Genomic DNA, 25,674 nt, shown 5'->3' with positions numbered 1-25,674 from the left:
TCCGCTACAAAACATCGGGGCGATCGCCCGTCTTCCCTATATGTGAGAAGAAGGGCGATCGCCCTTCCAGACCCCCTTTACTGCCGTTGCAAAAACACGATCGATCGCGCGGCGACGGCGATCGATGCCGCCCCGGTATGACAAGTATCCTCCTTCGCGAAATAAGCTTTCGTCGTATCCAACACCACACACCAGCGATGCTGTTGCAACCCTTCCGGAATCGTAAACTCCAACCCCTCATAATGGGCGTTAAAGAACAACAAAAAACTATCGTCCGCCACCCGTTCCCCACGCGGTCCACGGGCCGGAATCGCCTCCCCATTAAGAAACACCGCGATCGCCTTCGCAAAGCCATCGTGCCACTGTTCCTCGGTAACTTCCTCCCCACCGGGGTTAAACCAGCCCAAATCGATCGTCTCAGACCCGTAAATCGGCTGACCTTGGAACCACTTGCGGCGGCGAAACACCGGATGTTCGGCACGAAATGCAATCAACTGCCGGGTAAACTCAAGCAAATTCGCATTTTCTGCCTGCAAATCCCAGTCAATCCAAGACAGTTCGTTATCTTGGCAATAGGCATTATTATTCCCATTCTGCGTCCGGCCCAACTCGTCCCCGGACAGCAACATCGGCACCCCTTGAGACAAAATCAGCGTCACTAAAAAGTTGCGCCGTTGACGATTGCGTAACTTCAACACCTCCGGGTCGTCCGTCGGCCCTTCTACCCCGCAATTCCAGGATCGATTGTAACTTTCCCCATCCCGATTATCTTCGCCGTTGGCTTCGTTATGTTTTTCGTTATAACTGACCAGATCGTTGAGCGTAAAACCGTCGTGAGCGGTGATAAAGTTAATGCTGGCACTCGGACGCCGCCCGTTGAACTCGTATAAATCCGAACTGCCAGTAAAACGGTAAGCAAATTCCGCCAGTTTCCCTTCTTCGCCGCGCCAAAAATCGCGTACCGTATCGCGATAACGCCCGTTCCACTCGGACCAGAGGATCGGAAATTTCCCCACTTGATAGCCGCCGTCGGCAATATCCCACGGTTCGGCGATTAACTTCACTTTCGATAACACCGGGTCTTGGTGGATGATGTCGAAAAAGGCAGCAAGACTATCGACTTCGTACAATTCCCGGGCTAACGCCGAGGCGAGGTCGAAGCGAAAACCGTCCACGTGCATCTGAGTGACCCAGTAACGCAAGCTGTCCATAATCAGCTTGAGAACTTGCGGGTGACTGACATTGAGGGAATTGCCGCATCCGGTAAAGTCCGTGTAATAGCGGGGGTCTTCTTCTCCGAGACGATAGTAAGTGGTGTTGTCGATCCCCCGTAGGGAGAGGGTCGGACCGAGGTGATTGCCTTCTCCAGTGTGATTGTAGACGACATCGAGGATCGTCTCAATGCCTGCGGCGTGGAGGGCTTTAACCATTTGTTTGAATTCGCGCACTTGTCGTTGTGGGTCGTCCGTGGCGCTGTATCCGGCGTGGGGGGCGAAATAGGCGATCGAGTCGTAACCCCAGTAGTTGCGCAGTTTGAGATCGACGAGATGGGGAGGTTGGGAAACAAAGTGATGGACGGGCTGGAGTTCGACGGCGGTGATGCCTAATGATTGTAAATAGGCGATCGCCGCCGGATGGCCCAGTCCGGCGTAGGTTCCGCGCAAGTCGGGGGGAATCTCCGGATGCTGGCGGGTGAAGCCCTTGACGTGCATCTCGTAGATAATCGTGTCGTGTTCGGGAATATTGAGGAGGCGATCGCCTTCCCAGTCGAACGATTCATCGATGACGATCGCCTTGGGGATGAATTCGGCATCGTCGCGATCGCAAAATCCGAGATCTTCGTCCTCTCCACCCAGGGGATAACCAAAAATCGCCTCATCGTAGATAATTTCCCCGTCTAAGGCTTTCGCATAGGGATCGATGAGTAATTTATTGGCATTGAAGCGATAGCCATTTTCCGGGTCAAACGGACCGTGGATGCGGAAACCGTAACGCTGACCCGGACCGATTCCCGGTAAATAGCCGTGCCAAACATAACTTTCAACTTCGGTCAGGGGCACCCGGGTTTCGCGATCGTCGCGATCGAATAAGCATAGTTCAACTCGTGTTGCATTTTCACTATAGATCGCAAAGTTCGTTCCTTTGCCATCCCAAGTGGCCCCGAGGGAATAGGGTTCGCCGGGCCAAACTTCAACGTTCATAGATTTCGTTAATATCGAGCGTTACTGGTCAAAAAAAGAGCGGTGTGACATCCTCCCGACGCTGAATCAAAGATTACAGCGCGGGCTTCCCAACCTCGCGATTGGGTATTCGGGCCCCACGCCACTTATCTAGGTCATCGACCCCCGACAGACCGACTTGACAGGCGGTTTCCGTTCCCCAGAGTCCCTGGGTTACTACATTCTCTAGTCCACGATGCAAAACCATCTCTGCTGCGGCACAGTCACGATGAGTCCGATACCCACACTCAGGACAATGATGCTCTCTGACTTCTCCCAAGGATTGCAGTCGGGATACGGCAATGCCGTATCCGTACAACCGATTCATTTTACAACCGATTGAGGAGGGCGATAGAAGTAAAGAAGTGGGCGGGGTAGGGGCGAACGGGCAGCGCCCCTACCCATCCGACAGTACTTTTAGGAACGATTCTCTTCGGTCGAGGCTACGCGTTCGCGCTCCTTAACTCATGCAGTTTAAATGTCTAATAGCTTATCCTGTGAAAGCGATCGCATGTTTGTCCGGTAACGAAATTCACCGACGATCGTGATATTTTTGAGAATATCGTACAGGTCCTTGACGTGAAGATTTGGCTCGCTTGGCCAGCGATCGCCCTGGCTTTCCTCTCTCCCGCATTGGCCAAAGCTCAACTGATTCCCGATAACTCCCTGGGGGGCGAAACCAGTACGGTCGCACCGCAACCGGGGGGCGATCGCATTGAGGGCGGCGCCGTGCGCGATACCGTTCTTTTCCACAGTTTTCGCGAGTTCAACGTCGGCGAAGGACAAGCGGTTTATTTCGCCAACCCTCCTCAAATTCGCGAGATCTTAACCCGGGTCACTGGCTCGAATATTTCGCAAATTCTCGGAACGTTAGGCGTCGAAGGCTCGGCCAACCTCTATTTAATCAATCCTAACGGCATATTTTTCGGAAATAATGCCCGGTTAGACCTGGGCGGTGCTTTCGTCGCGACCACTGCAGAAGCGGCGATCTTCGAGAATTATGTATTCAATACCCGCACTCCCGAGGCGCCCCCACTCCTGAGCATTAACGTTCCCCTCGGCGTGCAGTATGGCGGCAATCCCGGCAGCATTGGCGCCGAGGGGGCAATCCTAGAGGTGGCGCCCGGTCGAGACTTAAGCTTACTCGGCGGAACCGTACAACTCGACGGGGCCACCTTAAACGCCCCGGGGGGGCGCCTCACCCTCGGCGGTTTAGCGGCGCCGGGGACGATCGCCCTCGCCCCAGTTCCCGAGTTTCCCGAAACCGGACGCGCCGATGTGAGTCTCACCGGGAACAGCCGTTTAAATGTCGTCTCCGGGGGACGGATCGAGGTTAGTTCACAAAATCTCGAAATTGTCAATAGCCGAATTCTGGCGGGATTCGAGCCGGGAAGCGAAATATCGGGAGCGATCGCCCCAGATATCTACATTAATGCTACAGAAAACCTTAATTTAAGCCAAAACAGCACGATCGCCAACGAATTAGCCGCAGAGACGATCGCCCGAGGCGGAAATATACAGATCGCGGCACGATCGCTGTCCCTGACCGGGGGATCGCGAGTGCAAACGATCGCCCGATCGCCGGGAAGGGGGGGCGACATCGCGATCGACGCCCGCGATCGGATCGTCATTTCAGGATTTACCCCAGACGGCCTATTTTCAGGGATTTTAACGCGATCGATCGGCGAGACGGGCGGACCGGGAGGGGCGATCGCGATCGCCGTCCCTTCCGGCGATCTCACCTTAAGCGATCGCGGCTTCGTCGCCGCCCTCACCGACAGTCCCAACGATGGCGGGGCGATCGCGATCGCCGTCAATCGACTCCTCCTCGAAAACGGCGGTCAAATTGTCAGCGCCACCACCGCCTCGGGAAATGCGGGAAACATCGCGATCGAGGCCACCGAAAGCGTGCGCGTCGCCGGAACGAGCCGCGATTTCGTCCCCAATCCCTTTTTAAACTTAACCCTGTTTGACCTCGATAACCTCCCCTTCACAACCGCAGCCAATCCAGACGTAGCCGCCTCCGGAACCGGGGGAATTCCCTACATCTCCCTAGAAAGAACCCCCGAACAAATTATAAGCGGCACCGCCGTTTTAGGAACGGCTGAAAATGCCTTCGATTACTATTCATTTTCGATTCAACAAAGCAACAGTCGGGGGATTTTCGATATCGACAACGGCTTTACTTTTGACGAAAGCGATAGTGGAGCCGTAGATACTCAAATTTTTCTCTTTAACTTAACTACGGGAGAACTGATCGACGCCAACGACGATTCCGATCCCGAATCCGGCGGGTTGGGAAGTGACACCCCACGCGATTCTTATCTCGAAACGACCTTAGACGAACCGGGGATTTATGTCATCGGCGTCGGCGAGTTCGAGTCCTTTGCTGCCGATGGCGAACCGATCGAAGGCAACGCGATCGATCGCGGCGATACTTACCGATTGCAAGTCTCTTTAGAAAATCAAGGCACCCAAGGGGTTTCCCTGCCCGAAGATCCCTTAAATCCAAATAATTTTAATGCGAATATTAACGCCAATAGCGGTATCGTTTCCCAAACGACGGGGAGGGGAAATGCGGGCAGCGTAACCGTCCATACCGGACGGCTGATCGTCGAAAATCGCGGCCAAATTTCCACGGATACGACGATCGCGGGACGGGGAGGCGACATCGCGATCGAGGCCCGCGACGGGATCGAAATTCGTTCGGCGATCGTGTCGAGTATCACCCGAGGGGCCGGGGATGCGGGCAACGTGACCGTAGACACCCAGGATTTGCACTTATCCGAGGGCGGCGAACTCAATGTCAATACACTCGGATCCGGCAATGCGGGCAATATCGCGATCGCCACCCGCGAAAGCGTCGAGTTAAGCGGTGAAGACGGGCGCGGAAACCCCAGCAGTCTGCGCAGCGAAGTGGAAGCCTCGGCGACGGGAAACGGCGGCAACGTAGCGATCGCCACCCGACACTTGGAGGTTCGCGACGGGGCCGCCGTCTCCACCGTAACCTTTGGGGCGGGCAATGCGGGAACATTAAGAGTGAATGCAACCGATTCGGTCTCCGTGGTCGGCACCAATGCCAACGGTTTCGTCCCCAGTCGGATTTTAGTCGATGTTTGGGACGACGCCACCGGAGACGGAGGCAACTTAACCGTCACCACCCGCCGCTTGGACGTAGGCGATCGCGCCTTCATCGCCGCTTCTACCCGGGGTTTGGGCAATGGCGGACAGTTGACCATTCGCGCCTCGGAATCCGTCGAGGTCGGCGGAACTAGCCCCGACGGATGGCCCGCTACCCTGTTTACCGATAGCCTCGGCGACGGCGACGGCGGCAATTTCTTGCTCGAAACCGGGCAATTGAGGGTGTTTGAAGGCGGACAAATTAGTGCGGGAAGCTTTGGTGCTGGCGATGGCGGCAGTTTGACGGTACGCGCCTCGGAATCGGTGCAGTTGCGCGGCGCCCTCACGGCGGTCGAGGACATTCCCATCTTTCGCGACGAGACCGGAACCTTATTCCCCAGTGGTTTATTTACGGCGTCGGAAGGAACTGGAAATGCGGGGGCGCTGCAAGTCGAAACCCCCAAGTTGACGGTCTTCGATCGCGCCGAAATCACGGTGAGCAGTCGCGGGGAAGGTCGCGCCGGAACCTTAACGGTCGTGACCTCGCAACTCGATCTCGATACCCAAGCGAAACTGCGCGCCGACAATAGTGGGGGGTTGGGGAATATCGATATTATGGCCGCCGACGTGCGAGTGCGTGGCAATAGCCGAATTTCGACGAACGCGCGCGGGTCGGAACCGGGAGGCAATATCGCGATCGCCACCCAAAATTTAGCCGCCATCGACAATAGCGATATCAGCGCCAACGCCGTTAACAGTCAAGGCGGACAGGTTCGGGTGACGGCCCAGGGGATTTTCGGGATCCAATTTCGCCCGCAATTGAGCGATCGCAGCGATATCACCGCCAGTTCCGACCTCGGCGCGGAGTTTAGCGGCGTCGTCGAAGTCAACACCCCCGAGATCGACCCGGCGCGCGGTTTAGTGCCCCTTCCCAACCAAGTCACCGATCCGAGCGATCGCATTATTTCCGGCTGTCCGGCGGACGAGGGCAACCGCTTCTCACTCACCGGACGCGGCGGTTTGCCCGCCGACCCCCGCCAACCCTTGCGCGGGGAGACGATCGTCCCAGATTTGCGAATTTCGGCCACGGATCCGGTAGAAGCTACGGGCTGGATCGTCGGCGATCGCGGCCAAGTGAAATTAATAAGATGCAGGGAGGTCATTCCCGCAGAAATGGGAATCGACCAACCCAGTCGGAGACTCACTCAACCAACAGTTCATCTAAATTCTAAATTCTAAATTCTAAACTCTAAACTCTAAAATTCCCCGATGGGTCTACGAAAAACGATCGCCAAAATCATTAAACTCAAATCATCCCTTTATTTAAGTTTAATTTGGGGCTGTTTCGGCTTTTGGTGTGCGATCGCCGTCCTACCTACGATCGCCTACCGTCCAACCGCTCCCCCCGCGATCGCGAACGCCCAGACCAACTCTTTTCTGGCAGAATTAGAACGGGGCAAACAATTTTATAATGCGGGAAAATTCACCGATGCGGTGTCAATTTGGGCGGCGTTGGCGGCGCGGGCGGATCTGGAAAGCCCCGAGGCTGTCTCCGATCGCCAACGTGCCTTAGTTCATAACTTTTTAGGGATCGGCTATCAAGAATTAGGACAATTTGAACGAGCGCAAACGGCGATCGCGCGTGCCGAAACTTTGGCCCGACGATCGGGAGATCGCTTCGCGATCGCGCAAGTTCTCAATACCCGTGGGAGTTATTATCTCAAAACCGGATCCACGGAAGAAGCCGTCAAAACCTGGGAAGCGGCAGAAGCGGCGTATCGCGAGGCTGACGACCTCACCGGGGTAATTTTAACCCGGATCGATCGCGCTCAAGCCTTGCAAACTTTGGGGCTTTATCGTCAAGCGCGCGATCTGTTAGAACAAGTGGCGCGTCAGTTGGAACCCTTACCGAATTCGGCGTTAAAAGTACGCGGGTTGCAAAGTTTGGCCACGAGTGCGAACGTCGTCGGCGATCGCGATCGATCGCAAGCGCTCTTAACGGAAGCTCTGGCGATCGCGCGATCGATCGGCGATCGCAGCTCGACGGCGGCGATCTTATTCCAATTGGGCAATACGATCCGATCGCGCGGCGATCTCGAAACGGCGGTGGACTACTACACTCAGGCAATCGACGAGAGACCGGAATCGCAAACTGCCTTGCAAGCGCGCCTCAACCGTTGGAGTCTGTGGGTAGAAGGCGATCGCCTCGCGGAAGCGAAAGCCGACCTCGAAGGAATCCGCGATCGCCTGCAACGTTTAGCCCCAAGTCGGTTTGCAGTTTATGCGTGGGTCAATTTCGGCGAAACTGCGGTTTCTTTCTGGCGCAAAGCCCCCGAACGTGTGGATCTCAAAGAGATTGCCGTCGGGTTGGCGACGGCGGCGGACTGGGCGCGATCGATCGCCGATCCGCGTGCCGAATCTTATGCCTTGGGAGAATTAGGCTATGTATACGAGCAAACGAGACAGTGGGAAGAGGCCGAAGCCTTGACCCGTCGGGCATTGATGCGAGCCGAGGCGATCGGCGCCCGTGAGATTGCGGCGATTTGGGAGTGGCAGCAGGGACGCCTGCTCAAAGTCCGGGGAGAAGGCGATCGCGCGATCGTCGCTTACGAGGAGGCGGTGAAGACCTTGACATCGTTGCGCCGGGATTTGTTGGCGATCGATCCCGAGGTGCAGTTTTCGTTCCGCGATCGCGTCGAACCCGTTTATCGGGAGTTGGTCGCTTTATTATTGCAAGATGTCGATCGCCTCGACCCGCCGCAGCGTCAGGCTCGTTTGGAGCGATCGCGCCAATTGGTAGAAGCCTTGCAACTGGCGGAATTAGATAATTTTTTCCGCGAGGTTTGTCTCGATGTCGAACCCCGGGCGATCGACGCGATCGATCCCCACGCTGCGGCGATCTACCCGATCGTCCTCGATCGCTCCCTTTCCGTCATCGTTTCCCTTCCCGGACAGCCCTTGCAACATTACCGCACCGACCTGTCCGAGGCGGAAATGTCCGCCACTTTCAAGCAATTGCGTCAATCCCTCAATCCGGTCTTTTTACCCGAAGAAGTCTTACCCGGCGCTCAAAAGGTCTACGATTGGTTAATTCGCCCGATCGCCGACGAGTTAGAGCGATCGTCTGTGGATACCTTGGTGTTCGTCCTCGACGGCTTTTTACGCAGTCTGCCAATGGCCGTGCTTCACGACGGCGAACAGTATATCATCGAAAAGTATAATATTGCCCTCGCCCCGGGCTTACACCTTGTAGAATCCGACCCCCTCCAGCTTACGGAAACCCAGACCTTAGCGGCGGGATTGAGCGAAGCGCGTCAGGGATTTTCGGCACTCCCCGAAGTGACGGACGAAATTGACGACATCCGCGCCACCGTCGGTGCCAGGGTTTTATTAAATCAAGAATTCGAGCGCGATCGCTTGGAACAAAACCTCAAAGAGTTGCCATTTGCGATCGTCCATTTAGCCACTCACGGTCAGTTCAGTTCTAAAGCCGAGGATACTTTTTTACTGACTTGGAATAGCAAAATCAATGTTAAAGATTTAGATCGACTTTTAAACGTAAGGCAAGATCGAGTTGGGATTGAATTATTAGTTTTGAGTGCCTGCCAAACCGCCAAAGGGGACGATCGCGCGGCGTTAGGATTGGCAGGGGTCGCGGTGCGATCGGGCGCCCGCAGCACCGTCGCCACCCTCTGGTCCGTCCAAGACCGCTCGACCGCTAATTTGATGGAGGAATTTTACCGCCTGTTGCTGCAACCGGGCATGACTAAAGCCCGAGCGTTGCGCCAAGCTCAACAATCCCTGTTGTACTCAGAAAATTACCGCCATCCCTATTACTGGGCGCCTTTTGTTTTAGTCGGACATTGGCGTTAAGGTAAGAGTGGGGAAATTATCAGCAACAATCGTTACGATTTGGGGGATCGAACGGGTTGCGTGCAACCGATCGATTACATCGGCGATTGCTGGCTCCTCGTAAAATTCGCGTGGAAGCTAAGACTATGTTTAGTGATTTAAGACGATCGGGGTTGAGTCGGTTATTCGCTTTAAGTTTGGGGCTAGAACTGACCATATTAGTGAGTTTACCTGCTTTTGGACGGGCTGAAACCTTGTCTAAGGTAGCAAATACCAACTCTTCATCGATCGTGTTTATGGAGAATTTCGATCCGCCTGGAGATGGAGAACCGCAAGATACCTTCGGGGCCGGATCTCGGGACGGGTCGCGCTGCGAAGGGGATAGCGCCGCCTTTCGTCCGGTAATGAGCGCGCGTAATTACGGACTGACGTTAAGCGACCGTCCTCAAGTCTTTGTATACGTCCCGGAAACGACAGCCCGCGAGGTGGTGTTGTTGTTCCGAGATGAAGCACAACAAGAATATCATCGCGCCTTTTTGCCGATCGCCGCGCGATCGCAAGTTGTTGGGTTTCAGTTACCCGCCGACCGGGGATTGCTAAGTGTGGGGAAAAACTATCAATGGTCGTTAGCGGTGGTTTGTGGCGAGACGTTGCAACCGGACGATCCGGTCTTTTCCGGTTGGGTCCAGCGCGTGGAACGCACGGAGACGATCGCGCGCCAGTTAGCCGGAAAATCGACCCTGGAGCGCGCTCAATGGTACGCCAAACAAGGATACTGGTACGATACGATCGCCACGTTAGCCCAAGCGAAGAGCGAACTCGAACCGGGAGAATTCGATCCGATCTGGCAGCAGTTTCTGAATTCAGTCGGGTTAGGGGCGATCGCCACAGAAAGGTTAGGGGAGAATTGATACTTAATGAGTGGCAGTTAGTGACTTACAATAGATAAGTTGATTTGTAGTGCGAGCATCTTGCCCGCCTGCCAAACGCCACCCCCGAATCAAATTCTCACATTTAATACCCTTTTCAAAAATCATGAGAGCGCGCGAGGGTAAGGACACCGCCCTGCCGTCTCCCCAGAGGAGATCGATCTCCATCGAGGGTTTAGAAAAATGGGATAACATCTCAAATCTCCTCAATCAAATAACTTACTGACGGCGGGATTGTCGCTCAAATTACGAACGAACCGCTCGATTTCCACCTGGTTTTCTCGATTTTCGGCTTGTTTGAGATATTCCAAAGCAATTTGTCCGGCGGCGGGTTTGACGGGAATCATCGTCAGGATCAATTTAACTGTTTCGTGTAGTTGCATTTTCTCCAACTCGCGACTGGCGATCGCCGGAAGTCCGATCGCCGCCCCCACCAAGGCGAACAGGGGCGGAACCACGGGAATCCACCAACCGAATAAGAACGAGACATAGGCGATCGCGATCGGAAAACTGGTCGCGATCGCCACCACACTCAAGCGCCATCGCGGCGATCGGACTTGCCAACTCAGGGCAGCCCCAATCCACGCCCACAATAGAGTCCAGATCCATTCAACCGGATCGGACCATACATACAGCAACGCATCCCCCTCCAACGCCGCGGTCAACACTTGGCTGACGATATTCGCGTGGAGGGTCACCCCCGCCATCAGATTCGGCTGACCGACGAACTTGCGCGTGTAGGGGGTTTGAAACAAATCGTTGACACTTTCCGCCGTCATACCGATCAAAATCACGCGATCGCGCAGAGCTTCCGGCGGCACCCGTTCGCTTAAAATATCCGAAATTGAAATCAGTTGAAACTGTTCTTCGGTACCGCGAAAATTGAGCAAAATTTGATAGCCACCACTGTCCGCATTGACATAACCGCCGCCATTGCGATCGAACGGTAACAATAACGATTTACCGATCTGCATTCGGTCGGGGCGGTTGGCGACGGCGTAGGGGACGATCCCTTCTTCCTTGAGATAGTGCAGTGCTAAATGTAAACCGAGATTGAGCTTGAGTTGACCGTCTCGGGGACGAATCGAGAGCAAGGCGCGCCGAACGGTGCCGTCTGCATCTAAAACTTGATCGGCAAAGCCCACTTGACCTTTAGCCGCTAAAGCGGGCGGTGGGGCGACCTTACCGCCGACGACCTTATCGATCCCGTAGACATGGGGACTGTTCTCGAACACGTCGAGGAGTTCGCGGTAACCGGGTTCGACGGGTAAATCGCGATAGAGGTCGAGTCCGATCGCGCGAGGTTCGGCGCGGTTGATAATTTTGAGAGTACGGGCTAAGACATCGTCGGGGATGGGAAATTGACCGATTTTTTGCAAATCCGCCTCGTTGACCGTAACGATCGCGATACGCGGGTCCACGGGTTGGGCCGGACGAGCTTGGACGAAGCGATCGAAAGTGGCTAATTCCATCCCTTGAAACACGCCGAGCGATCGCAGCAATAACAAGACACTGGCGACCCCTCCAGCGACACTAGTCATCCAACCTTTTCCCAAGCGCCAATTTTGGGTTTCGTAGCGGGCGATCGCCCGAGCGCGTTCTAAAATTTGGTGAGCTTCGCGAGCCGACTCCAGGGCGAATTGCGCTTTTTCGACATCGAGCTGTCGGGCTTGTTTTTCGGCGACCAAATCCCGTTCCACCTCCTGTTTGGCCAGGGCTTGACTGGCGCCGAGGAAGCGGTAGTCTAACTCGCCGAGGGCTTTGGTACTCGCCCAAGCCAGTGACTCTTGTAAAGCCCGACCGCGTAGGAGGTGGGAGGTGTCTTCACAGTTAGAAGCCAGCCAACCGTGCAGTTCCACCGCATAGGGTCGCAGGCGATCGAGTTGGCTTCGCACCCAATCCCCATTAAAAACATGGCGATAAATGGGGTTTTTGACGACAAGTTGGCCACGGTGATTTTCGACCAAACCGGAGAGGCGCAATTCCACTTGTTCCCAACTGTCATTGACGGGAACGACGTCGCCATCGAGGATTTGTTGGTAGAGAGAGAGGATTTTTCCCGTTTGGCACTCGTCGCGCAAGAGGCGATCGCGAATCGTTTTGAGATGTTCGGGATCGTCGTTCGTTTGCCAGCGATCGATAATATGCGATCGCACGATCCGTTCCACATATTCGGCTTCACGTCCCGGGGCGATCGTCCTTCCCGGGCGATCGTCCCCGTTGACCTCCGAGAACGCGACCCCATCTTCCTCGCGGACCAAGTGACAGAGTTTTTGGGTTAAAAACGGTTGTCCTCCAGTCCAGTCGAGAATGGCGCGCAGCAATGCGGGGGCATTCCCTCGCGGTTCCAATCCCGGGAGGAGGGGTTGGGCCTCGTCAAAGGTAAAGCCGTGCAGGTCGATCGCCCGACCGATATTAAAGGGTGTCCGTTGTTTGTCTTGAATCAGAGCCGACGGAGTCCCGACGCCGAACAGGGCAAAGGTAATCCGTTTGTATTCGGGATGTTGACTGCGTTGGTTGTAGAACGAGCGAATCAGGGCAAAGAAATCATCGACTTTAAAATTGAGGGCGATCGTGCTGTCGATTTCGTCAAAAAAAATCGCCAGTTTTTGTTCCGGAAAATGGGCGATCGCGATTTCGGAAATAAACCAGCTCAGGCGCTGGATATAAGAGAGGTCTCGACGATCTTGCCACCACTGTTTGAGGTTGACTTTACCCGGCAGGTTGAAACCCATCCACAGTTCGCTGACAATGCCTTTGTACCATTGGGGTGGGGTAATATCGTTACTGCCGATCCGGCTCAAATCGATACAGGTACATCGAAAGCCTTCGCATTCCAAACGGTGCCGGGTTCGCACGAGCAGAGAAGATTTCCCCATTTGTCGGGAATTGAGGACGTAACAGAGTTCTCCGGCTTTAATAGCCTCGTACAGGTGAGTGTCGGCATCGCGTTCCACGTAGGTCGGGGCATTACTGGCAAGGCTGCCCCCCACTTGATAGGGAGAATAAATCACGATCGATAGGGCGAGTCGAAGTCAAGAAAGTGACGAAAGGGGTCGAGAAAACAGGCGGCGTGGGGGAGAGCGTCGGCTCGATGGGGCATTAGTATCCTCATCATGTCAGGATCGTCCCTTATTCGCGCAAGACGTATCCCACCCCCCGGACGGTTTGAATGAGCCGTTTTTCGCCTTGGGCTTCGAGTTTGAGCCGCAAGTAGCGCACGTACACTTCAATAATGTTAGAGTCGCCCATAAAGTCGTAGCCCCAGACATTTTCGAGAATGCGATCGCGGCTGAGGACTTGACGGGGGTGGGCGATCAGGTATTCGAGTAAATCGAATTCTTTGGCGGTCAGTTCGATCGCGCGATCGCCGCGAAAGACTTCCCGAGTGCGCCGATTTAAACTCAGGTCGCTAAATTGGAGCCGATCCGGGTCCGGTTCGTTGTGGCGGCGCACTTGAGCGCGCACCCGGGCGAGCAGTTCTTCGATACTGAACGGTTTGACTACGTAATCGTCCGCCCCGGCATCCAATCCGGCGACGCGATCGCTGATATCATCTTTAGCCGTTAGTAGAATAACGGGGACGCGATCGCCCGTCGCGCGCAACCGTCGGCAGACTTCCAATCCCGACATCCCCGGCAACATCCAATCGAGAATCACCAAATCGGGATGATGTTCCCGGGCAGCTTTCAATCCGCTCAAGCCATCGCTGGCAACGGTCACGTGGTACCCTTCATATTTCAGTTCGAGTTCGATGAACGCCGCGAGTTTGGCTTCATCTTCGATCGCGAGAATGTGAACGGTCATGGCGGGATTGGGGTTTTGATTTTAGATTTTAGAAGGGATCCGGGGCGATCGGCCACGGGGAGGCTAGGGAGGTCGTTCCCGTCACCGACGGACTCGGGCTACGATCTATGACGCTCGGCGTCGAGTCGTTCCCGGGCAGGGTAAGATAATGAGCGATATCGATTTCGCGAGCAATCGTCTCTCAATAGTTTCTTTCGAGAGGATTGCTATCGCTACCTTCGACGATCGTAACAGCGAGGTTGGGTTACACATTATGAGTCCAGTTGTTAAAATTGTTCGACCTTTCGGTCTTTTAGATCGAACGAAAGTCAGTAAGTTTGACGAAGAAATCGAAAGTTGTATTTCCGAAGAGCCTGACATCGTGTTGATCGACTTTCAAGATGTCAGTTTTATGGATAGTTCTGGATTGGGTGCGATTGTTTCGGCGATTAGAACCGTACAGGCGGCGGGAGCGACTTTATTTGTTTGCTCGATCAACAATCAAGTGAAAATGTTATTAGAATTGGCCGGATTGGATAAGGTCATGAAAATTTTTGCAAATCGCGAGGAATTCAATCGTGAAATCCTGAATGAAGACGCTTAAATCGGCGCGGTCATTAGGAGGGGAGCAGTCAGTTTTAACGATTTACGAGATCGAAACTGGCTGCAGGTCGCTCGCTGGTGACCCGGGATTTGTCTCGATTGTCGCCGAGATCGGCACGAGGGGCGATCGCCTCCGGGGAGTCGAACTCCAGGGTGCACTCATCAAATGTTCAAATTAAAAGTTAACTCGCAATAGAGAAACATCGTCGTCGAATGTCTCTTTGGCACTGAGTTGACGCACCGCATTTAACACCCCTTCCACACTGGCCGCATTCTGCTTTCTCGATGTCGCCAGCAGGTCGATAAAGGCTTCTAAAGACCACATACTCTCGTCGGCGCAATGAATTTCGTAAATGCCATCGCTGAAAATATACAGGCTGCTGCCGCGATCGACTTTACAGGAAGCATTACTATATTCGGCATTGGGAAACATCCCGATCGGCAGACAACTGGGAGTCCGTAACGGTTGGACGTCACTCGGGTTGCTGCCGTCGCCGGAAATCAGGATCGCCGGGGGATGGCCCGCACTCGAATAGACTAATTCGCGTTTTTGGCGGTTGTAAACGCCGTACCAAATCGTAAAATACATATTGCGTTGGCGCTCCATCTGAATGGCTTGATTGAGGGCCGCCAACACTTCCCGAGGCTGGTAGAAGTTCGTATTCGGCAAGAAATGCGATCGCAACAAGTTGAGCACCGACACCGACAGCAGGGCCGCCCGGGATCCGTGACCGGAAACGTCGAGCAAGTACAATACGAGGTGGTCGTCGTCGAGCCAGTAATAATCGAAACAATCCCCTCCTAATTGTTGGGAGGGAATAAAACGCCAGTCGATGTGCAGACTCATTTCCGTCGGCAAAGGCAGCAGCGATCGCACGTATTCTGCCGCCTCGGCTAATTCGGCTTGCAAGGCGGCTTCGGCGCGCTTGCGTTCGGTAATGTCAATCCCGACGAACACCGCCGCTTCGTCGTCGAGCCATTTTTTAGCGATCACTAAATCGCTGCGAAAGTTGCCGTTAACGTCCGAGTCGATTTCGATCGAGGCTTCGGTTTTGGGGTTGGAGAAAAACTCGCGCACGAACTGTCCGAACACGCTCTGACGAAACCCGACTTGACGCCCGACAAAATGATCCGGTTGCAGGTTGTAACTTTCGGCGAGGTGGCGGTTGACGCCCAAATAGTGAAAGTTGGAACTAATCAGAGAAACGGTTCCGGGAACTGCATCGAGAACTGCCTGCAACTGGTCTTTCGCCATTTGCAAGGTCGCTTCGGCTTGTTTGCGCGTGGTCAAATCCTGGACGAAGCCTTCATAACCGACTCGTTCGCCGCGCAGGTCGAACAGGGGACGCAGGTCTTGAGCGATCCACAGGGTCGAATCGTTGGATTTCCAGACTTCCAGTTCGCGGGAAACGTGCCCTTGGCTGTCGAGGAGTTCGCGATCGCGCTGCCACTGTCCGGCGTCGTAGTAAATTTGTTCGATATGGCCGATCTGTTTGAGAAATCCTTGGGGAGAGTCGTAACCGTACAGTTCGGCGAGGGCTTGGTTGACGCGCACGAACTCTCCGTCGCGATCGAGTTGAAACAGGCCGATCGCCGCATTTTCAAACAGTTGCTGGTAATCGCTGCGGGCTTGCTTCTCGGCGGTCACGTCGCGCCAAATCGCCCAAATTTGCTCGGTTTCACTGTTGGGGTCGCGATCGCGCTTCAAGACCCCTTCCGCCAGCACGCACTGACCCGATCGCCCGGATAAGGTCACTTCCACCGGGGCGCTGGTTTCCCCCGGTCCCAACTCGGCGATCGCCGCTTCCACGGCGTCGAGGGAAACCGGGTCTAACAGATCGGTCCAACTCAACTGACGGGCTTCGGTGGCGCTGTAGCCCAACGTTTGCTGCCAAGCGCGATTGACCCACAACAGGCGGCGATCGCTGGCGCCCACCGTCTGCACCAAGTCGTGGGTGTGGTCTAAAAAGTTTTGTAATTCGGAATTTCGCTCGCGTTCGCTCACAGTTCGGTGCAACTCCAGCATGGCCATCACTTGACCTGCCAGACTCCGTAATAGATCTTGCTGGGTAGGGTCGAGTTGTCTCGGTTGGCGGTCCATCACGCACAGGCTGCCCAACGCCTGCCCCCCCTCGGCGATCAACGGTACCCCCGCATAAAAGCGAATCCCGTCGCTTCCGCGAACGAGGGGCGTTTCGGCAAAACGAGGATCGGCGAGGGCGTCGGGAACGACAAACAGTTCCTTGGCGAGGATCGTATAAGCGCAAAAGGCGTTTTGGCGATCGGTTTGTACCGCCTCCCAGCCCACTTTAGACTCGATCCAGCATCGGTCTTCATCGACCAGGACGATCGCCGCGATCGGCGTCTGACAGCTATTGGCAGCCAAACGAGTTAAAGTATCAAACGCTTCGTTCCCTTTAATTTCCACGGCGCCATATTGTCGCAGTTGTGCGAGTCGCTCGGCTTCGTCCTCCGGATAGGGAACCTCGCGGTTCTCCAGACGCATATTAAACCCCCGCACGAAGCGGGCACCTGTTTTCAGCCAAGCCAAAAAGACGTAGGAATCGGGAAGCAGTTTACTCATTAAGTAATTTTTTTCTCATCACCAGGCAGTTTTTGCGATCGTCACTGCGAATATAAAACAGTTCGTCTGTTAATTGATGCATAAATAAAAGTCCCCGTCCGTCCTCTTTATCGAGTGGATCGAAAGTTTCTTCACAAACGGCTTTTAATTTGGCTTTTAAATCAAACGGCGGACCGATATCCCATACTTGCATTTCCAAGTAATGGGGAAAAATGGCCAGATCGATCTCGATGGGAGTGGTTGGCGGCAAATTCCGATGCGCGTGGCGAACGGCATTGGTAAATCCTTCGGCGAGGGCCGTCTGACATTCCCACCAGCGATCGCGCGGCAACAAGGAAAAAACTTCTGTCTCCAACCATTGCAAGACTTCAGCTAAATCGTGCAGGTCGGTTTTGACCTGTAAGTGGGATTGCTTCAAGGGTTGCGCGACTTGGGGTTGTTCTTTAGAAAGCTGGGAAGAAATATCCTTCCACCAGCTCGTGATTTTTGGTAGCACCATCGTCTAATTCGTGAAGGGTATTCCCCTATAGGAGTTCCCGTTGAGATTGTTGCCAATGACTTGAGCGCGCCAGTCGCCCGAAAATCGTTTTCCAGCCGCGAGGTCGGATGACGATCGAGGTTAGCGGCTTGACAACTGGCAAAAACACTCACCTTCGAGTCTTGGAGTCTTCAACTTTGCCGTTGGCCCACCCTCCTTTAAACTGCACCACTGTTTTTATGAAACAAAACGGCGAAGGTTTTAAAAATTAACTGGATATCATATATTAAACTCCAATTTTCTTGGTATTTTAAATCCAAACGAATAACATCTTCAAACCGAGCAATTGTCGAGCGACCGTTGACTTGCCATTCTCCGGTCATTCCCGGTTTGACGTCCAAGCGCTGCCATGCGGGAATTTCGTAGCGTTCTAATTCGTCGGGCAATACGGGACGGGTCCCCACCAGGCTCATTTCGCCGCGCAGGACGTTCCAAAATTGCGGCAGTTCGTCGAGGCTGGTGCGCCGCAGGAAACGACCGACCCGGGTAATGCGCGGGTCGTTGTGGTTTTTAAATAAGGGGCCTTCGATCTGATTTTCGACTTGAGCTTTGAGGGCTTCGGCATTGTCGCACATGGAGCGAAATTTCCAGATCCGGAAGGGCCGACCCATCCAGCCGCAACGGGTTTGGGAGAACAAGACCGGGCCGGGACTGTCGAGTTTGATGGCGATCGCGATCGGGACGAACACTAGGGCGGAAATACCCAAACCGACGATCGCCCCGAGGATATCTAGGAGGCGCTTGAACGGCGATCGCACCGATGGATGAGTCGGCGGTAAGCTCGCGGTCTTTTCCTCGGTTGCGACGGCGTTAGAGTGGGTCTCTAGGGTCAAACGAGTATCCAATCCCTGCAAGGCGATCGCGGCGAAGACCGAAGCTTGGACGTCGCGCACCACTAAGGCAATGTTGCAGGCGTCGGTCAGTTTGATCGTACTGACCAAGGCGCCGATGCCGCTACTGTCGATAAAGGTGGTGTCGCTAAAGTCTAAAATCAGCTTGGCGAGTTCGGGATGGGTTTGACACAAGTTGTGGCAGGTGTCTTTAAACCCGACTGCTTCTAAAATACTCAAACGCGGGCCGATCTCGATTTGCGCCGTTTCCTCGGTAACGGCGATCGGGAAAACTGCGGAAGGGGTTTCACTAGCCATGAGATTCGATCTCAACAAAAGCGCTGGACGGTCGGGAGTCGCGGGGAAAATGCTCTAGCGCGCGCGATCGATGGGAAAAATCCCTAAGATGCACGCCGCACGGCGATCGTGCCATTCGCTCTGACGACAATGTTTGACAAAATACACGCCCCTGTGGGTCGTGCCGTCATCCTACCGTATTGTTCCCCCGTTTGGCGCCCGACATTACCCTTCGACCCTATCGGATTGCCTATTGAAAGGAACGAGTCCTTTTTATCGATCCCCTCGATACGCCTCTTCCCCCTGGGGGAATCGTCCCCGGTGGGTGGCGCCGATTTTGCGGCGCCGATCCCACAAGCCCGCGAAATTTCTAGTAAATTTGTGTAAATCCCATCTTTGATGACTTGAAACCGACAGGTGTTCGATTTTTTCCTATGCTAACTTTCTGGTTAACGGCGGCAGCGTGGACGTTCGGCTCGATCTTGTACGCCGAATTAGTTCGGGATTTGTACCACGTCTCGGCCCATGTGTGGCAACCCCTCTCGCGGCTGCACAATTGGCACCATCGCGTTTTCCGTCCGACCCTCACTCCCGTCAACGAAACCATTTATCGCGAGGCCCATTGGTATAACGACGTTCCCGAAGCCTCGGTCATGTTAGTTTTTACCTTATTATTGTGGGCGATCGCCTTCGTCGCGACCCCCTCCGTTCACGGTTTCGCCGCCTTCGGCAGCCTCTACACCTTGGGGTTTCTCGGTGCCGCGATCGCCCGAGGTGCAGGGATTCCCGGCGCCGACACCTTAACCGACCTCACCCACCGTCCCGGCCCGTTTGAGGCTCCGCCTTCCCGGTGGTCGGTGAATCGAACTTATCACTGGCGGCACCATTTCGACAATCAAAATGCTTATTTTTGCGGCACTTTTACCGTGGTAGACAAACTCATGGGAACGGCCCTTTCTCTTAAAGGTAAAACGATCGCCGTCACCGGAGCTTCCGGGACGTTAGGGCGATCGCTATTAACACAATTACAACAATCCGGCGCTAAAGTTATCGCCCTGACATCGGGCGATCGTCCCGTCGTTATCGACCGCGACGGCCAACCCCAAGAAATTAATACCCAAACTTGGAAAGTTGGAGAAGAATCGAACTTACAAGCCTTATTTGAAACCGTCGATATTCTCATCCTCAATCACGGCATTAACGTTCACGGCGATCGCAGTGCAGATGCCATTTCGCGCTCTTACGAAATCAATACCTTTTCCACCTGGCGCTTGATGGAATTATTCTTAACCACCGTCCGCAGCAATCGCGATATTGCCTGTAAAGAAATCTGGGTCAATACCTCAGAAGCCGAAGTCAATCCCGCCTTTAGTCCCCTCTACGAATTGAGTAAACGCACCCTCGGCGATTTAGTCACCTTGCGCCGTTTAGATGCTCCTTGCGTCGTGCGTAAATTAATCCTCGGTCCGTTTAAAAGTAACCTCAATCCTATCGGGGTGATGTCGGCGGATTGGGTTGCCGAACAAATTGTCAAACAAGCGCGATCGGACGCCCGCAATATCATCGTTACCGTCAATCCCCTCACCTTTATCGCCTTTCCGATTAAAGAATTTTTAGTCGGCTTGTACTTTAAACTCTTCAGCCGTCGTGCCGACGATTTGGCTAATTTAAACGAGAGCAAACCCGAAATTTCCTGAACCCGATCTCCAACCCCTCTCCGCAGGGAGAGGGGGACTCAACTGGACAAGCCAACCGTTAAATCAACGAAGCTCAAATCTAACTTCTAAAATCTAACCTCTAAAATGATTTTGACTCAAGTTTTATCGAATCCTAGTGAAGTTAAAGTTGATTTAACTTTACCCTTAACTGCTGAAGAACGCATTCGAGTCCGCCGCAAAATAACAACGGAAAGCGGAGAAGAAATTATTTTAAACTTACCTCGTGGAACTGTTCTGCGCGATCGCGACCTCCTCGCCACCGATGACGGTCAAACAGTGGTACAAATTGCCGCTAAACCCGAACCCTCACTCTCCGTAACCGCCAGGGATTCTTTAACCCTCTTGCGCGCCGCCTATCACTTAGGAAACCGTCACGTTTCCTTAGAAATTGGCGAAAACTACTTACGATTAAATCCGGATCCGATTTTAAAATCCATGCTCGAACAACTAGGCTTAACGGCGATCGAAGAAATGGCTCCCTTTCAACCCGAACCTGGAGCCTACGTTCATCATCACTAAGCCTCAATTAACTGATAATATAGTTTAAAACACGAGTTGCAAATTTCGATCCAACTAAATCCCTCTAAAAAAAAGGTGGCTTTATCGATCTTCCTCGTTTTCAAGGGAGGTTGGAGGATGAGCAATGTAGTCGATCGCGGGAAGAAATACTATAAAATTATTCCTATTGATAATAACGAGACCGAATTAATGCTCGATCGCCCCGCATTGTTGAGTTTATTGCAATTAGCTAGTCCCGCCTTACCTGTCGGGAGTTATAGTTATTCAGAAGGCTTAGAAACCTTAGTCGATCGCGCGATCGTTAATGATTCCAAAAGCTTACAAACTTGGATTGAAAACGAGCTAGAATTCGGGAGTATTCGCATCGATGCCGCGATCGTCGCGCGATCGCATCGCTGTACGATCGCCGAGAATTTCAGTCAATTAGAAGCTTGGAATGCTTGGCTATCTGCTAGCCGGGAAACGGAAGAATTACGAATTCAAAGCGAACAGATGGGCAGTAGTTTACTCCAATTGTTTTTGACTTTGCGTCCAGAATATACTCAAAAATTTGATAATTTGCAAAAAAGATCGCAAAATACTTCCTGTCACTTCGCGATCGCCTTCGGTTTGGCTGCCGCTTGTTTACAGGTTCCCGAAACTGAAGCAATTTTAGGTTACTTACATAGTTGGATAACTAATATTATCGCTGCGGGAATTAAACTGATTCCTCTCGGACAAACTGCCGGACAGGAATTACTTTTTAATTTACAAAATCCCTTAATTGAAGCGAGTGAAATTATTCTCGATCTCGCCGACGATGACTTAAATAGTTGTAGTTGGGGGTTAGCCTTAGCCAGTATGCAACATGAGTGTCAGTACAGCCGTTTATTTCGCAGTTGAGAGAGGAGAGAAAGAAAAGTCAGACACCAGTCAGATGTCAGAAATTAAAACAGGCAAAATTACTCCATCTAACATCTAACATCTAACATCTAACACCCACAATGGCCATGAATGCTTTTCGAGTCGGAATCGCCGGACCCGTCGGTTCGGGAAAAACAGCTTTAGTTGATTTATTATGTAAGAGATTGCGCGATCGCTATCGATTAGCCGTCGTTACCAATGATATTTATACTCAAGAAGACGCCCAATTTTTGGTACGATCGCAGGCGTTAGCCAGCGATCGCATTCTTGGCGTCGAAACGGGTGGTTGTCCTCATACGGCGATTCGAGAAGATGCCTCGATTAATTTAGCGGCGATCGATGAATTAGAAGCTCGATTTAAGGATTTAGAATTAGTTTTTGTCGAGAGTGGCGGCGATAATTTAGCAGCCACTTTTAGTCCGGAATTAGTCGATCTCACCGTTTACGTTATCGATGTCGCGGCGGGAGACAAAATCCCCAGAAAAGGAGGACCGGGAATTACCAAATCGGATTTATTGGTTATTAATAAAATCGATCTGGCCCCTTTGGTTGGTGCAGATTTAGGGGTGATGGAACGGGATGCGAAGAAAATGCGAGGAGAGAAACCGTTCGTTTTTAGTAACTTAAAGACAGGGAAAGGCTTAGATGCAATTATTGAGTTTATTGGCGATCGCATTTGCTAGAGTAGCTTCTTTACAGCACTCAGGCGTCTGATGAGGTACAGTGCCGATTCCCCCTAACCCCCCTTCGCCCCCCTTTCAAAGGGGGGTTGGGGGGATAGAGGGGGAACGAGGAAAGTCCCCCTTGGTAAGGGGGATTTAGGGGGATCTAAATGTCTTGGATAGCAGAGGAAAATGCTATAGGAGATATGAATAAATATAAATCTTTTTGAATAATTTCGACGACCGAGATCGCGCGATCTCCCCTCCGCCGCGATCGAAAAGCTTTACTCGCAACAAATTCAACTCAAAACAACAATTAGACCGCGATCGCAGTAGATTAGAGATTGCACAAACTCATCAGTGTTTTCTGTAACTTAAAACACAATTTGATAGATTACCTCGTCTTAATATCGACATCTAACTCTCGGTTAACTGTACCCACTCATTAAATGTTGATGGCGCGAGGAGGAAAGGAATTCAGATGAGCAATGGATTTGGACGGCGCAAGTTTTTATTATACGGGTCGGCATCGTTAGGGGCGAGCTTGTTCCTCAAAGCTTGTAGTAACCCTCAAGATGAAGGAACCGGAACCACGGGCGATTCTCCAGGAGAAACCGGATCGCCTATAGCTCAAAGTGATGGAGATGTCATTAAAGTCGGCATTTTACACTCATTGAGTGGCACGATGGCAATCAGTGAAAAAAGTGTTGTCGATGCCGAACAATTGGCGATCGAAGAAATCAATAATGCCGGGGGCGTACTCGGCAAAAAAATTCAAGCTGTTGTCGAAGATGGCGCGTCCGACTGGCCGACTTTTGCGGAAAAAGCGAGAAAATTAATCGACCAAGATCGAGTCGTTACCGTCTTCGGTTGTTGGACTTCCGCATCCCGTAAAGCCGTACTGCCCGTGTTTGAAGAGAAAAAACACATGCTGTGGTATCCGGTTCAATATGAAGGACAGGAATGTTCTCAAAATATTTTCTACACCGGAGCGGCTCCCAACCAACAGATCGAACCTGCAGTCGATTGGCTTTTAGAAAATAAAGGCAATCAGTTTTTCTTAATTGGTTCGGACTACGTTTTTCCCCGTACTGCTAACACGATTATTAAAGCCCAAGTCGAAGCAAAAGGCGGTCAGATCTTAGGCGAAGATTACATCCCCCTCGGCGGGACGGAAGTGACGCCCATTATCACGAAAATTAAAGCGGCTTTACCGGATGGCGGGGTGATTTTTAATACCCTCAACGGCGATAGCAACGTTGCCTTTTTCAAACAAATGCAAGGGGCGGGATTGACCCCCGATCTCTATCCTACGATGTCCGTGAGTATTGCGGAGGAAGAAGTTAAGGCGATCGGTCCGGAATATCTCCAAGGACAATATGCCGCCTGGAATTATTTCCAAACTGTAGATACCCCAGAAAATAAAAAGTTCGTCGAAGCGTTTAAAGGGAAATACGGTGCAGATCGCGTCACTAACGACCCGATGGAAGCGGCTTATATCATGGTGCATTTGTGGAAACAAGCCGTGGAAGCTGCGGGAACGGCAGATGATTTAGAAGCGGTCAGAAAAGCAGCAATAGGTCAGACATTCCAGGCTCCTGAAGGCTTGGTCACGTTAGAAAATAACCACCATATTTCCAAAACCGTTCGCATCGGTGAAGTGCGCGACGACGGGATGTTTGAAATTGTTTATGCAACGGATTCCCCGGTCGTTCCCGTTCCCTGGAATCAATACGTTGCCGATACCAAAGGTTACGCCTGCGACTGGTCCGATCCGAGTAAAGGTGGGAAATACAAAATGGAAGGCGCATAACGGCGATCGCCTCGCCTTGAAAGCGATCGGTTTGCGGTAGGGACACGGCAATGCCGTGTCCTTAAACTGGTCTATTTCAAATCGCGCCACGAATGACCGACGAGGAAATGAGAAGAGGGGAGTTTTAGTGTTATTTCTAGATAGTTTATTTAATGGGGTCAGTATTGGAGCGGTTTTATTAATTGCTGCCCTGGGTTTGGCGATCGTTTTCGGGATTATGGGCGTGATCAATTTAGCTCACGGCGAGTTAATGATGATCGGAGCTTATACGACCTACGTGGTACAAAATGGCTTCAAACTATTGGGCGATAATTGGTTTGAATTTTATATTATTTTTGCGATTCCTATGGCGTTTTTAGTAGCGGCAGCCGTGGGCTTGATGCTAGAGCGTTGGGTAATTCGCTATTTGTATGGCAGACCCTTAGAAACTTTGCTGGCAACGTGGGGGGTCAGTTTAATTTTGCAGCAGTTTGTTCGCAGCGTCAGTTGGTCGATGTTTGTGGGAATACTGCTGTTTAGTTTGCTGTTTTTTGGCGGCATTTGGGTGCTGAAAAAACGGCTGGATTTCGATCGCCTCCGCCGTCCGGCGATCGCGGTGTTACTGCCGCTTTCGGTGGGAATTGCGATCGCCGCCAGTGTTTTATCGGGCAATCTGTTTAAACTCGCCTTTACTAAACCTTGGTTTGGCGCTCAAGGGGTCGATGTCACGGCACCGGGTTGGTTGCGTCAAGGGTTGGAATTAGGTTCGTTGTATTTACCTTACGTCCGTTTATTTATTATTGGATTAACGGTTGTTTGTGTTGCCGGAATTTATTTATTTTTACAGCGATCGCCCTGGGGTTTAAGAATTCGTGCGGTGACCCAAAATCGCACCATGAGCGCCTGTTTGGGCATTCCTACCCAGAAAGTCGATGCGTTGACTTTTGCCATTGGTTCCGGGTTGGCGGGAATTGCCGGATGTGCCATTAGTTTTCTCGGTTCCGTCGGTCCGAATACGGGACAAAATTACATTGTCGATGCGTTTATGGTTGTCGTCGTCGGTGGTGTCGGTCAACTGTTCGGGACGATTGTCGCCGCGATCGCGATCGGAACGGTGAGCTATTTACTCGGTTCGGGAACGATCGCCGCCTTAGTTTCCGATGTTAATTTCTTATCGGATTTCTTTTCATTTTTTGCCAATACCAGTATGGCTAGGGTGATGGTTTTTGCCTTGATTATTGCCTTTTTACAGGTTCGTCCTGCCGGACTGTTCCCTCAAAAAGGACGGACTGTAGACGCCTAATTAATCCTTTGGAAATCGG

At 52.6% G+C, this 25,674-nt stretch carries 17 protein-coding genes; 10 read left to right on the top strand and 7 right to left on the bottom strand.

Features of this window, described 5'->3' with window-relative positions; all coding sequences use genetic code 11:
• Positions 1-77 precede the first annotated feature (77 nt).
• On the bottom strand, positions 78-2,201 hold the full coding sequence (glgX, locus tag HCG48_RS12655) for a glycogen debranching protein GlgX (protein WP_168569482.1): 2,124 nt from the start codon (positions 2,199-2,201) through the stop codon (positions 78-80).
• 73 nt (positions 2,202-2,274) lie between these two features.
• Positions 2,275-2,547 (bottom strand): hypothetical protein, encoded by a 273-nt coding sequence (locus HCG48_RS12650; protein WP_168567315.1) that lies wholly within the window; start codon positions 2,545-2,547, stop codon positions 2,275-2,277.
• 251 nt (positions 2,548-2,798) lie between these two features.
• Here HCG48_RS12650 and HCG48_RS12645 point away from each other — a divergent pair, with 251 nt between their 5' ends.
• From HCG48_RS12645 to HCG48_RS12635, 3 genes are all read left to right on the top strand, one after another.
• Positions 2,799-6,578 carry a two-partner secretion domain-containing protein gene (locus tag HCG48_RS12645; RefSeq protein WP_168569481.1) on the top strand — a complete coding sequence of 1,260 codons (3,780 nt, stop codon included), beginning with the start codon at positions 2,799-2,801 and terminating at the stop codon, positions 6,576-6,578.
• A 30-nt stretch (positions 6,579-6,608) separates the two neighbouring features.
• On the top strand, positions 6,609-9,212 hold the full coding sequence (locus tag HCG48_RS12640; protein WP_168569480.1) for a CHAT domain-containing protein: 2,604 nt from the start codon (positions 6,609-6,611) through the stop codon (positions 9,210-9,212).
• Positions 9,213-9,322: 110 nt separating this feature from the next.
• A complete protein-coding gene (locus HCG48_RS12635; protein WP_168569479.1) occupies positions 9,323-10,102 on the top strand; it encodes a DUF928 domain-containing protein in 780 nt (259 codons plus the stop codon).
• A gap of 224 nt (positions 10,103-10,326) precedes the next feature.
• Here the strand turns inward: HCG48_RS12635 and HCG48_RS12630 are convergent, their stop codons facing one another.
• Positions 10,327-13,134: a CHASE2 domain-containing protein gene (locus HCG48_RS12630; protein WP_168569478.1), complete on the bottom strand. Its 2,808-nt coding sequence runs from the start codon at positions 13,132-13,134 to the stop codon at positions 10,327-10,329.
• Positions 13,135-13,252: 118 nt separating this feature from the next.
• Positions 13,253-13,927, bottom strand: a complete 675-nt coding sequence (locus HCG48_RS12625) for a response regulator transcription factor (RefSeq protein ID WP_168569477.1) — start codon at positions 13,925-13,927, stop codon at positions 13,253-13,255.
• A gap of 253 nt (positions 13,928-14,180) precedes the next feature.
• Between HCG48_RS12625 and HCG48_RS12620 the strand changes: the two genes are divergently transcribed.
• The gene (locus HCG48_RS12620; protein WP_168569476.1) at positions 14,181-14,510 is read left to right on the top strand and encodes an STAS domain-containing protein; all 330 of its coding nucleotides are present in this window, start codon (positions 14,181-14,183) and stop codon (positions 14,508-14,510) included.
• A gap of 174 nt (positions 14,511-14,684) precedes the next feature.
• On the opposite strand, the gene HCG48_RS12615 is transcribed toward HCG48_RS12620, so the two are convergent.
• The 3 genes from HCG48_RS12615 to HCG48_RS12605 all read right to left on the bottom strand — a co-directional run bounded on the left by HCG48_RS12615 (position 14,685) and on the right by HCG48_RS12605 (position 18,779).
• Complete coding sequence (locus HCG48_RS12615) at positions 14,685-17,093, bottom strand: SpoIIE family protein phosphatase (RefSeq protein ID WP_168569475.1); 2,409 nt, start codon at positions 17,091-17,093, stop codon at positions 14,685-14,687.
• Positions 17,086-17,592 (bottom strand): ATP-binding protein, encoded by a 507-nt coding sequence (locus tag HCG48_RS12610; RefSeq protein ID WP_168569474.1) that lies wholly within the window; start codon positions 17,590-17,592, stop codon positions 17,086-17,088. The genes HCG48_RS12615 and HCG48_RS12610 overlap by 8 nt, the downstream gene beginning before the upstream one ends.
• 197 nt (positions 17,593-17,789) lie before the next feature.
• A complete protein-coding gene (locus HCG48_RS12605) occupies positions 17,790-18,779 on the bottom strand; it encodes a sugar transferase (RefSeq protein ID WP_168569473.1) in 990 nt (329 codons plus the stop codon).
• A 413-nt stretch (positions 18,780-19,192) separates the two neighbouring features.
• Here HCG48_RS12605 and HCG48_RS12600 point away from each other — a divergent pair, with 413 nt between their 5' ends.
• From HCG48_RS12600 to urtB, 6 genes are all read left to right on the top strand, one after another.
• A complete protein-coding gene (locus HCG48_RS12600) occupies positions 19,193-20,455 on the top strand; it encodes a bifunctional sterol desaturase/short chain dehydrogenase (protein ID WP_168569472.1) in 1,263 nt (420 codons plus the stop codon).
• Positions 20,456-20,560: 105 nt separating this feature from the next.
• Entirely contained in the window at positions 20,561-20,995 is a 435-nt protein-coding gene (gene ureE, locus HCG48_RS12595; protein WP_168569471.1) for an urease accessory protein UreE, read from the top strand.
• A gap of 117 nt (positions 20,996-21,112) precedes the next feature.
• Positions 21,113-21,877 carry an urease accessory protein UreF gene (locus HCG48_RS12590; protein ID WP_445974479.1) on the top strand — a complete coding sequence of 255 codons (765 nt, stop codon included), beginning with the start codon at positions 21,113-21,115 and terminating at the stop codon, positions 21,875-21,877.
• A gap of 107 nt (positions 21,878-21,984) precedes the next feature.
• Positions 21,985-22,581, top strand: coding sequence for an urease accessory protein UreG (gene ureG / locus HCG48_RS12585; protein WP_168569470.1), 597 nt, complete (start codon positions 21,985-21,987; stop codon positions 22,579-22,581).
• A gap of 460 nt (positions 22,582-23,041) precedes the next feature.
• Positions 23,042-24,373: an urea ABC transporter substrate-binding protein gene (gene urtA, locus HCG48_RS12580; protein WP_168569469.1), complete on the top strand. Its 1,332-nt coding sequence runs from the start codon at positions 23,042-23,044 to the stop codon at positions 24,371-24,373.
• A gap of 127 nt (positions 24,374-24,500) precedes the next feature.
• Entirely contained in the window at positions 24,501-25,655 is a 1,155-nt protein-coding gene (urtB, locus tag HCG48_RS12575; protein WP_168569468.1) for an urea ABC transporter permease subunit UrtB, read from the top strand.
• Positions 25,656-25,674: the final 19 nt, after the last annotated feature.

The sequence above is a fragment of the Oxynema aestuarii AP17 genome (genome assembly GCF_012295525.1).
GTDB lineage: Bacteria > Cyanobacteriota > Cyanobacteriia > Cyanobacteriales > Laspinemataceae > Oxynema > Oxynema aestuarii.
The sequence above is the reverse complement of the archived record's forward strand: the minus strand, read 5'-3'. Positions and strand labels throughout refer to the sequence as shown.

Excerpts from the sequence above, each read along its gene's own strand:
- HCG48_RS12650 (WP_168567315.1), bottom strand. The coding sequence starts at position 2,547 with ATGAATCGGTTGTACGGATACGGCATTGCCGTATCCCGACTGCAATCC.
- HCG48_RS12615 (WP_168569475.1), bottom strand. The coding sequence starts at position 17,093 with ATGAGTAAACTGCTTCCCGATTCCTACGTCTTTTTGGCTTGGCTGAAA.
- urtA (WP_168569469.1), top strand. The coding sequence starts at position 23,042 with ATGAGCAATGGATTTGGACGGCGCAAGTTTTTATTATACGGGTCGGCA.
- glgX (WP_168569482.1), bottom strand. The coding sequence starts at position 2,201 with ATGAACGTTGAAGTTTGGCCCGGCGAACCCTATTCCCTCGGGGCCACT.
- HCG48_RS12640 (WP_168569480.1), top strand. The coding sequence starts at position 6,609 with ATGGGTCTACGAAAAACGATCGCCAAAATCATTAAACTCAAATCATCC.
- HCG48_RS12625 (WP_168569477.1), bottom strand. The coding sequence starts at position 13,927 with ATGACCGTTCACATTCTCGCGATCGAAGATGAAGCCAAACTCGCGGCG.
- HCG48_RS12605 (WP_168569473.1), bottom strand. The coding sequence starts at position 18,779 with ATGGCTAGTGAAACCCCTTCCGCAGTTTTCCCGATCGCCGTTACCGAG.
- HCG48_RS12600 (WP_168569472.1), top strand. The coding sequence starts at position 19,193 with ATGCTAACTTTCTGGTTAACGGCGGCAGCGTGGACGTTCGGCTCGATC.
- HCG48_RS12620 (WP_168569476.1), top strand. The coding sequence starts at position 14,181 with ATGAGTCCAGTTGTTAAAATTGTTCGACCTTTCGGTCTTTTAGATCGA.
- ureE (WP_168569471.1), top strand. The coding sequence starts at position 20,561 with ATGATTTTGACTCAAGTTTTATCGAATCCTAGTGAAGTTAAAGTTGAT.
- ureG (WP_168569470.1), top strand. The coding sequence starts at position 21,985 with ATGAATGCTTTTCGAGTCGGAATCGCCGGACCCGTCGGTTCGGGAAAA.
- HCG48_RS12590 (WP_445974479.1), top strand. The coding sequence starts at position 21,113 with ATGAGCAATGTAGTCGATCGCGGGAAGAAATACTATAAAATTATTCCT.
- HCG48_RS12610 (WP_168569474.1), bottom strand. The coding sequence starts at position 17,592 with ATGGTGCTACCAAAAATCACGAGCTGGTGGAAGGATATTTCTTCCCAG.